This is a genomic window from Bradyrhizobium sp. BRP56 (assembly GCF_020194035.1).
GTDB classification, from domain to species: Bacteria; Pseudomonadota; Alphaproteobacteria; order Rhizobiales; family Xanthobacteraceae; genus Bradyrhizobium; species Bradyrhizobium australafricanum.
Genome location: NZ_JADYVV010000031.1, coordinates 90,045 through 98,795, shown reverse-complemented (window position 1 = coordinate 98,795; position 8,751 = coordinate 90,045). Strand labels below are relative to the sequence as shown.

Genomic DNA, 8,751 nt, shown 5'->3' with positions numbered 1-8,751 from the left:
TGTAGCCGGCCTGAATTTTCTTGACGGCCTCAATATCGGCCGGATCGAACAGCTGGGTCCGGAAGAGTGCCAGGCAGAAATCGCTCGTCGACCGGAACACCCTCTTGATGCCGGCCGGCGTCGTGCCAGTCCATCGCGGGCCGGCGACCAGATAACTTCCCGCATCGCTGCCCGTCGCGCGCGTGCCGACATAGCCAAAATTATACGTATTAAGGTCGTTCAGCTGCAGCGAATAGTAGCGCTTGGGATCGACCGCCGGCACCGAAATGGCGATGGGCTCGGCCCGCAGGTCCAACCACGCAAATGAATACGGCGTGTCGCTGTTGGGCGTGACGATGGCGGTATCTTCGTAGGTGTAAACGCGGGCCTCGTTGACCAGCGTATTGAACGGCGCCTTGTACTGTCCTGACGACTTGTCCACGGCGTATTCGTACATGACGCCATAGGACATCACCATCGGCAGGCCGTAGATGAAGCCGGCCTCGGCGATGTCCTTGGCTTTGAAGAATCCCGGACGCTCGGACTGAGCCCAGGTTGAACTGCTGGCAGTTGCCGTAATCGCCGCCAACGCGGCAGATCGCAGAAAATCGCGCTTCGTCACCCTGTGCGGGCTCTGGGCCGATCGCCTTTGCATCAAACACTCCCATTCCAATATGACGGACGGCAGCGCGCGCCACCGGCCGGGACCTGAGCACGACACCGGCCCCACGCGACACAACCTGCCGCAGACATTTCGCCATCTGAATTGATTTAGATCAATGGTGGGTTTCAGCTGCGTCTTGCGACTGTCACCCTTCCGGAATGCCTGGAAAGTGTAGCTGTCGAGATGAACCTTGAAGGTTTTGCCGCCAGCTACCTTGTCTTCGCTCAACCAGCGGCAATCAGACTATGGCTGCGCCTTAACGAGTCCGGGGGACTAATCCTTCATCCCGGTGATCGAGGCACTGACGGCTCTGGGATCGCGCTGCGGCCAGCGGCCGCTCTCGACCTGCGACAGGAAATCGCCGACGATCCGGTTGTATTCGTCGGGCTCCTCGATGTTGATGGCGTGGCCGCAGTTCGGCATCACCGCGAGCGCGGCCGACGGGATGCTCTGCTTCATCAGGATGCCCGGCAGCAGGCACGGCCAATCCTCATCGCCGGTGATGATCAGCGTCGGCACATTGATGCGCTTCATCTCGTCGACCAGCGTGTAGAGCGAGGGACGCTCCTTCTGCACGCCCTGCTGGGTGTTGGCCGATCCCACCGCCGAATGCTCGGCCAGCATGGTCTTGAACTCGGCGTGGCCGCGCGGGTCCTTGTTCTCGTACTGCACGCGGGTCGGCCCGTAGGCGTAGCGCTCGGCGAACGCCGGCATGCCGTCCTTGCGGATCATATTCGCGATCACGTCGGCCTCGGCGCGAAACGTCTCGCGCTTGTCGAGCTCGGCGCCGTAGCCGCAGCCGCCGATGCAGAGCGACAGCGCCCGATCAGGGTGACGCAATCCAAAATGCAGCGTCGCAAAGCCGCCCATCGACAGACCAACGATATGCGCCTTCGGCGCGCCGATGTGATCGAGCACCGCCAGGATATCGTCGGCGGCGCGCGCTTGCGAATAGGACGAGACCTGCTCCGGCACATCGGACGGTGGAAAGCCGCGCGCATTGTAGGCGATGGTCCGGAAGCGCTTGCCGAAGTGCCGCATCTGCGGCTCGTAGCTACGCAGGTCGCCGGCGAACTCGTGAACCAGGATCACCGGATGCCCCGATCCGGTCTCCTCGAAATAGAGCCGCACTCCGTCGTCTGTCACAGCATAGGGCATGTTGATCTCCTGCCTTCTCTCTTTGCTTGTTACGGGATGGTCGCGTTACGGAATGGTCGCGGCCTTCAGCGGCTTGGCGCGCGGCAGATAGGTGCCGTGGTCCTTGCCGCCGATGAGCGTACCGTTATCGACGACGACCTTGCCGCGCACCATGGTCAGCACCGGCCAGCCCGTGACCTCGAGCCCCTCATAGGGCGTGTAGTCCGCGCCGTCGTGGATCAGCTCGTGACGGATCGTCACCTTGCGCTTCGGGTCCCACAGCGCGATGTCGGCATCCGAGCCGACCGCGATCGTGCCCTTGCGCGGATAGAGGCCGTAGATCTTGGCATGGTTGGTGGCACTGAAGGCAACAAAGCTATTGAGGTCGATCCGTCCCTTCACCACGCCTTCGGAGAACAGGATCGGCAGCCGCGTCGCCACACCCGGGATTCCGTTCGGCACCCAGCGGAAGCTGGTGCGCCCCTTCAGCGCAAGCTTGCCTTGCGGGTCGTCGTAACGGAACGGACAATGGTCCGACGAGAATACCGAGAACACCTTCTGCTGCAGACCTTCCCAGCAGGCCTGCTGGCTGGCGACGTCGCGCGGCGGCGGCGAGCAGACGTATTTTGCGCCTTCCATGTTGAGCTGATCGAGATCCTTTTCGGTCAGCATCAGGTACTGCGGACAGGTCTCGCCCATGACCCGCAAGCCCCGCTGCTGCGCGCGCCGGATTTCGTCCATCGCCTCGCGGTTCGAGACATGCACGATCATGATCGGCACGTCGACGAGCTCGGACAGCGAGATCGCGCGATGGGTGGCCTCGCGCTCGACCGGGATCGGCCGCGAGGTCGCATGGAAGCGCGGCGCGGTGTTACCGGTCCGTTCGAGCCGGTCGGTCAGGAAGCGGATGGCGTCGAAATTCTCCGCATGCACCATCAGCATGGCGCCGGTCTCGCGCGCGACCGACATGGTCTCGAGCAGCTCGCGGTCCGACAGCGCGAGGCCCTCATAGGTCATGAAGACCTTGAGCGAGGTGTAGCCGTCCTCGACCAGGGCCGGCAGCTCCTGGCCCAGCACATGCTCGGTCGGATCGGTGAGGATGAGATGGAAGGCGACGTCGACATGGCACTCGCCTTCGGCCAGCGAATGGTAATGCTTCAGCGCCTCGCGCAGGGTCTGGCCCTTCTCCTGCAGACAGAACGGCAGCACAGTGGTGTTGCCGCCGAACGCCGCCGATCGCGTGCCGCTGGCAAAACCGTCGGCCATTACGATGCCGTCGCCGGACGGCTGGGCGAAGTGGACATGGCTGTCGATGCCGCCGGGCAGCACCAGGCGGTCGGTGGCGTCGATGATCGTGGCTGCATCGCCGAGATCATGGCCAAGCGCCGTGATCTTGCCGCCGCGGATACCGACGTCGCAGGCGAAGGTGTCGGCCGCGGTCACCACGGTGCCGCGGCGGATAATGGTGTCGAAGGACATCAGTTTGTTCCCTCCTTCGGTGAGCGGTGTTCGATGATTGCCGCGAGTGGCTCGGCCAGCCCGCGCGTCGGCTTCGGATCGGGACGGCGGAAGGTGCCGGCCACCGCCTTGCGCGGCTTGAGCACGGCGAGCGTCTCCGCCTGCCGCACCGCCGCCGCGACCGGATCGACCACCGGCACCGGAATGCGATCGCGGACTTTTGCCGCGAGTCCGGCGAGCGGTGCGCCCGACAGAATGACGACGTCGGCGTTGTCCTGCTCGACCGCGCGGTTGGCGAGCGCGACCAGCAGCTCCTCCTTCTCCGCCTGCACCTCCGAGATCGACTGGAAATGACCGTCAAGCGTGCGGATGCCGGCGCAGCGCGAGCTCAGCCCGTGCATGGCGACGCATTCCTCGTACCAGGGCGCCAGCGCGCCGGCGAAGGTGACGATCGCAAACCGGCGGCCGAGCATGCAGGCCGTCAGCATCGCAGCTTCGGCCAATCCCACGACGGGGAAGGCGAACAGCTCACGCGCGCCGAACAGGCCGGGATCGCCGAACGCCGCGATGACAGCCGCATCGACGCCGGAGCCGGCTTCGGCCAGCATCTCCAGCGCGATCGCGCCGCCGATCTGGGCCTCGGCGCGGGTGGCGATATAAGGCACGCCGCGCGCGGCGGTGACCGGCACGAGTTCGGTGCCGACCGACGCCGCCTTGCTGCCGGCGGCATGGAGCAGATCCGTCACATCAGCCGTCGTGTTGGGATTGAGCAGCAGGATCTTCATGGCGCAACGTCCCTCGTCTAGCGGCCGCGCGGCCTTGCCGGTGCCTCCGGTGCCGCGGCGTCGTCCGCCTTGTCGTTCATTGCCTTGGCATCCAGCGTCTCGGCGACGATCTCGCCGGTGCGGCGCACGTGGTGGGCCAGTATCTGCCCGGCCCGGGCCGCATCACGCGCCTTCAGCGCGGACAAAATCTCCTGATGCTCTTGCACCGATTCATCCCAGCGGCCGAGCACCGACAGCGCGAAGAAGCGCGCGCGCTCGGCCCGCGCCAGCAGCGCCTCATGCGTCGCCTTCAGCACCGTATTGCGGGCGAAGCCGACGATCGCCGAATGGATCTGCTGATTAACTTGAAAATAGTCGCGCAGCTCGCCGCGGCCGTGATGCCACTCGATCTTGTCCTGCAGCGCCGCGAGCCGTTCGAAGTCTTCCGGCTCCATGCGCAGCGCGGCGAGCTCGGCGGCGCAGCGTTCGATGCCGCTGACGGCCTCGAACAGTTCGGCGAGCTCGGCGCGGCGGAACGGCGCCACCACGGCGCTATGGTTGAGCCGCAGCTCGACCAGGCCCTCGCTCGCCAATTGCTTCAGCGCCTCGCGCAGCGGCGTGCGCGAGATGCCGAGCGCGTCGGACAGGTCCGCCTCCCCCAGCGATTGCCCCGGCGCCAGCTCGCCGCGCACGATCATGGTGCGCAGCCGCGTCGCCGCCTGCTCGTGCAGCCCGACCCGCGGCACGCGCAGACGGCGCCGTTGCAGCGCGGTCATCGCGCGCTTGGGTTCCTTGTTCCGTCTGGTCGCTTTTGTATTGGTCTTGGCTTCAGTCACCGCTTGCCTTCACTGTCATGATTGGAGACCGCGCCCTCCCACGTGGATCGCGGTGGTCGCGCGCAGATCGGGGTTCGAGAACAGGCTGCCCCAGCCCTGCACGCGCGACGGATCGCAGCCGGCCGCGGCAAGGCACGCCCACAGCGTCACCGCTATCGAGTCCAGCACCGGGACGCCAAATCCGCGCTCCAGCCGCTCGGCCGCGCCGGCGCCGCGCATGTTGGTGCAGAGCACGACGGCGGCATCGCAGCCCTCGCGCACCACCTCCTCGATCAGCCGCGCGACCTCGGCCTCGCTGACCTCGGCAAAGGAGAAATTGTCCTGCAGCGACAGATGCCGCTCGGCAAAACAGTGCAGCCCTTGCGAATTCCAGTTGGCGACGATCCGCTCCTGCACGTCCTTGCGATACGGCGTCACCAGCCCGATGCGGCTGGCGCCGATCCGCCGCAACAGGTCGCGATAGGCCAGCACCGTGGTGCAGGCCTTGATCCCCGTTGCCGCCGTGATCTCCTCGCACAGGCTCTCGTCGCGGTCGAAGCCGAGCCAGCTTGCCGAGGTGCCGTTCCAGGCGATGACGTCGACCTTGGCATGGGCGAGCAACTCGGCCGCGCGAAGAATCTCGCTGGCGTCGAACTGGCGCAGCGCCTGCTCCGACAGCGCGATCTTGGTCACCTTGAAGCGCGAGAAATGCGCCGAGACGTCGTCGATCCCCGATAGCATCGCGCAGGTGATCGGCTCGAGCGCGGTATTGGACGACGGCGTCAGCATGCCGAGCCTGATAGGACGTGTCATTGGTGAGCCTCGTCAAGCGGCCGAACCCTTGGCGGATTCGGCCGCATCCGTTTTAGACCGGGAGCTTGCGGCTGTAATCGATCAGGGTCGAGCAGATCAACAGCGCAATGCCCGCGGCGGCGAAATACATCAGGGCCAGGAAGTAGGAGCCGGTGGCCTGCACGATGAACCCGACGATCAGGGGCGTCGTGATGCCGGCGATGTTGCCGCCGAGATTCATGCAGCCGCCGAGGAAGCCGGACTTGCCGCGGCCCGCCAGCGCCGACGGAATCGCCCAGTACATGCCGCACCAGCGCAGGAAGAACAGCGTCGTCGACAGCAGCACCACGACCGCAACCGCGTTGGTGACGTAGGCGACGAGGAAGATCGAGACCGTCGCCATGATCGCCGCGATGCCGAACAGCGTGCGGAACACGGTGTTGGGCGACCCGCCCCGCTCCCGCCAGTTATCGCCGATCCAGCCGCCGACCAGCTCGCCGACAAAGCCTGCGAAGAAGATGATGAAGGACGCGCCGCCCAGCGCCTTGATGTCGAAGCCGTGCACCTTGAACAGGTAGGTCGGCATCCAGGTCAGCAGCCCGTAGAACGTGGTGTTGAAGAACATCCAGCCGAGGCACATGCACCACACCGAGCGAAACCGGAAATACGCCACCCAGCTTGCGCCCGAGGACGGCGGCGTCGCCGCATCCTCGATCGCATGCGCCTCTTCGAGATAGCGCGCCTCGGCTTCATTGACCGAGGGATGCTCGCGCGGCACGTTGCGGATGTAGTACCAGGCCCACAGCCCGCACAGCATGGTGCCGACGCCGGCGATGACGAAGGCGACGCGCCAGGAGCTGAACGCCGCCATCAGCCAGGCGATCACGATCGAACCGAGCGCCGCACCAAGCGGCGCGCCGCCGTCCAGCAAGGTGGCGCCGCGGCCGCGCTCGGTCTGCGTCATCCAGATCGCGTTGAGCTTGCCGCCCGCCGGATAGATCGGCGCTTCCGACGCGCCGAGCCCGAGCCGGGTCAGCAGCAGCAGCATCCAGCTGGTCGACAGCGCCGCCAGCGCCTGGAAGAAGCCCCAGAACAGCGTCGCGAGCGCGATCACGATGCGCGGCTTGAAGCGATCGGCGAGCATGCCGCCCGGCACCTGCATCAGCGCGTAGGTCCAGAAGAACGAGCTCAGGATCAGGCCCTGCATCGCCGGATCGATATCGAACTCCTTGGCGATGACCGGCATTGCGACCGAGAGCGAGGCGCGATCGATATAGTTGATCGAGATCAGGAACAGCATCAGCAGGAAGATCTTCCAGCGCACGCCGGAAGGCTTTGCCGTATCTGCCATTGCGATGGTGGACACCTGATCGCTCATTGCTCGCTCCTCCCGACGATTGTTTTGCCCTGCCGCGCCCCTCGTCCTTGACGGTCGCTGGCCTCTCCTGCCCTGCGCGAAGTCTGCTTCAAGGCGTCAAAAGCGACAAGCACATTTTGTATTCTGCATACAATTTTTTATATCACATTGATATTACGTGAAATTTATTCTTCCGTGCATTGATTTTGGTCAGCCGGTGATGAGGGATTGAGCGTCAGGTCATCCCGTTCGAGCCGGCAATTTCAGGGAATTCATCCCGGCGTTGCGGCACCGGCGATCGCACGGACAACGGTGTTCTGCTCATTGCAAAAACAGTGGTCCGCGCTTCCCGTCGGAAGCGCGGACCTGTGGTGAGCCGCTGATGCGGTTCGTTCGTCAGCGGCGGATGAAGGCCGCAACCACCGCGCTGGAGGTCGCGCAGACAGCGACCACCAGGAACACCAGCGAGGTCTGGTTATGCTTGTCCATGAAGTGGCCGATCATCGGCTCGCCGAGACCTGCGAACAGATAGGCGAAGAAGTTCATCACCCCGGTCGCGGTCCCCGCCCGTTTGTGGCCGACCAGATCGGGGCACAGCGCCCAGAACGAGGATTGCGGCCCGTAGGTGAAGAAGCCGCACAGGAACAGCACCGTCATCCCGAGAACGACATCCGAGGTCGGGATCGCGTACATGCACAGGGAGGTGACCGCGGCGAGCGCCATGTAGAGCACGATGGCGAGGTAGCGGCGCGAGCCGAACACCTTGTCGGAGACCCAGCCATTGCTGAACGCGCCGACCGCCATGCCGACCGGCAGCGCGATGCTGATCCAGCGCGGATCGATCACCGAGGCGGCGCCGGCCTTGGCCCAGTTGCTGCCGAGGAAGTGCACAGGCACCCACACCAAGAGGCCGTAACGCGCCGCGTTCTGGAAGCCGATCGCGACGCCGGCGACCAAAAGGCGCCAGTTCGACAGCACCGCCTTGTAGCGCGCCAGCGAGCCCTCATTGGCGCTGACCGCAGCTTCCGCAGCAGCGACATCGTCGGCCTCGTCATGCGGCGAGGCAAAGCCCATGTCCTCGGGCTTCTCGCGCGCGATCAGATAGAACGCGATGCCGCCGAGCAGCAGCAGCGCGACCGGGATGCGGAAGATCCAGCGCCAGTCGAGCTGGAAGTAGCCGACCACGACCAGCGAGGTGACGAACGACAGCACCGAGGCGAGACCGGCCGCGAATGTATAGAGCCCGTAGACCGTGCCGCGCTCGTGGCGGCCCCACCAGTTCGACAGCAGCCGGCTGCCTGGCGCCCACCCCATCGACTGGAAATAGCCGTTGATGCCCCAAAACGCTGTGAGGCTGACGATCCCGGTCGACAGGCTGGTGGCCCAGTTCATGATGAAGGAGAGGATCGCGCCGGCGCTCATCACGCGGCGGCCACCGAACTTGTCGCCGAGATTGCCGTTGATCGCCTGCCCGACCGCGTAACACCAGAGCAGCGCCGCGCTGGCCCAGCCCAGCGCCTCCTTGGTGACGCCGAACTCGGCCTGGATGCCGGGAATGGCGAAGCCGAAGGTTTGCCGCCCGGTGTAGAAGAACAGATAGCAGAACATCGCCGCGAACAGCATCCGCCACTGCGCACGGCGGAACGACGTCGCAAGCTCCGGATTCTGCACTCCGACCGAGCCGACGCCCGACGGACTGAACGTGATCGACATTGAGGCCTCCCCTTTGTTTGGTTGATCGCAGTCGGCCGCCGCGTTGTTCTTGTTGTCCGCGTGCGGCCCTCG

Annotated in this window: 8 protein-coding genes; all 8 read right to left on the bottom strand. The window is 65.2% G+C overall.

From position 1 onward, the window contains the following. A partial coding sequence (locus I6F38_RS22285; protein ID WP_225161825.1) for a DUF1254 domain-containing protein occupies nucleotides 1-634 on the bottom strand: 634 nt, incomplete at its 3' end. Between the two features lie 282 nt (nucleotides 635-916). After that, nucleotides 917-1,801, bottom strand: a complete 885-nt coding sequence (locus I6F38_RS22280; protein WP_225161822.1) for an alpha/beta hydrolase — start codon at nucleotides 1,799-1,801, stop codon at nucleotides 917-919. A gap of 45 nt (nucleotides 1,802-1,846) precedes the next feature. After that, nucleotides 1,847-3,259, bottom strand: coding sequence for a dihydropyrimidinase (hydA, locus tag I6F38_RS22275; protein WP_225161821.1), 1,413 nt, complete (start codon nucleotides 3,257-3,259; stop codon nucleotides 1,847-1,849). After that, complete coding sequence (locus tag I6F38_RS22270; RefSeq protein ID WP_225161820.1) at nucleotides 3,259-4,023, bottom strand: aspartate/glutamate racemase family protein; 765 nt, start codon at nucleotides 4,021-4,023, stop codon at nucleotides 3,259-3,261. The genes hydA and I6F38_RS22270 overlap by 1 nt, the downstream gene beginning before the upstream one ends. Nucleotides 4,024-4,040: 17 nt before the next feature. Continuing rightward, on the bottom strand, nucleotides 4,041-4,838 hold the full coding sequence (locus tag I6F38_RS22265) for a GntR family transcriptional regulator (protein ID WP_225161819.1): 798 nt from the start codon (nucleotides 4,836-4,838) through the stop codon (nucleotides 4,041-4,043). Nucleotides 4,839-4,853: 15 nt separating this feature from the next. Beyond that, complete coding sequence (locus I6F38_RS22260) at nucleotides 4,854-5,630, bottom strand: aspartate/glutamate racemase family protein (RefSeq protein WP_225161818.1); 777 nt, start codon at nucleotides 5,628-5,630, stop codon at nucleotides 4,854-4,856. A gap of 52 nt (nucleotides 5,631-5,682) precedes the next feature. Continuing rightward, nucleotides 5,683-6,987: an MFS transporter gene (locus tag I6F38_RS22255; protein ID WP_225161817.1), complete on the bottom strand. Its 1,305-nt coding sequence runs from the start codon at nucleotides 6,985-6,987 to the stop codon at nucleotides 5,683-5,685. A 375-nt stretch (nucleotides 6,988-7,362) separates the two neighbouring features. Continuing rightward, entirely contained in the window at nucleotides 7,363-8,679 is a 1,317-nt protein-coding gene (locus I6F38_RS22250) for an MFS transporter (protein ID WP_225161816.1), read from the bottom strand. Nucleotides 8,680-8,751: the final 72 nt, after the last annotated feature.

Excerpts from the sequence above, each read along its gene's own strand:
- I6F38_RS22280 (WP_225161822.1), bottom strand. The coding sequence starts at position 1,801 with ATGCCCTATGCTGTGACAGACGACGGAGTGCGGCTCTATTTCGAGGAG.
- hydA (WP_225161821.1), bottom strand. The coding sequence starts at position 3,259 with ATGTCCTTCGACACCATTATCCGCCGCGGCACCGTGGTGACCGCGGCC.
- I6F38_RS22270 (WP_225161820.1), bottom strand. The coding sequence starts at position 4,023 with ATGAAGATCCTGCTGCTCAATCCCAACACGACGGCTGATGTGACGGAT.
- I6F38_RS22260 (WP_225161818.1), bottom strand. The coding sequence starts at position 5,630 with ATGACACGTCCTATCAGGCTCGGCATGCTGACGCCGTCGTCCAATACC.
- I6F38_RS22255 (WP_225161817.1), bottom strand. The coding sequence starts at position 6,987 with ATGAGCGATCAGGTGTCCACCATCGCAATGGCAGATACGGCAAAGCCT.
- I6F38_RS22250 (WP_225161816.1), bottom strand. The coding sequence starts at position 8,679 with ATGTCGATCACGTTCAGTCCGTCGGGCGTCGGCTCGGTCGGAGTGCAG.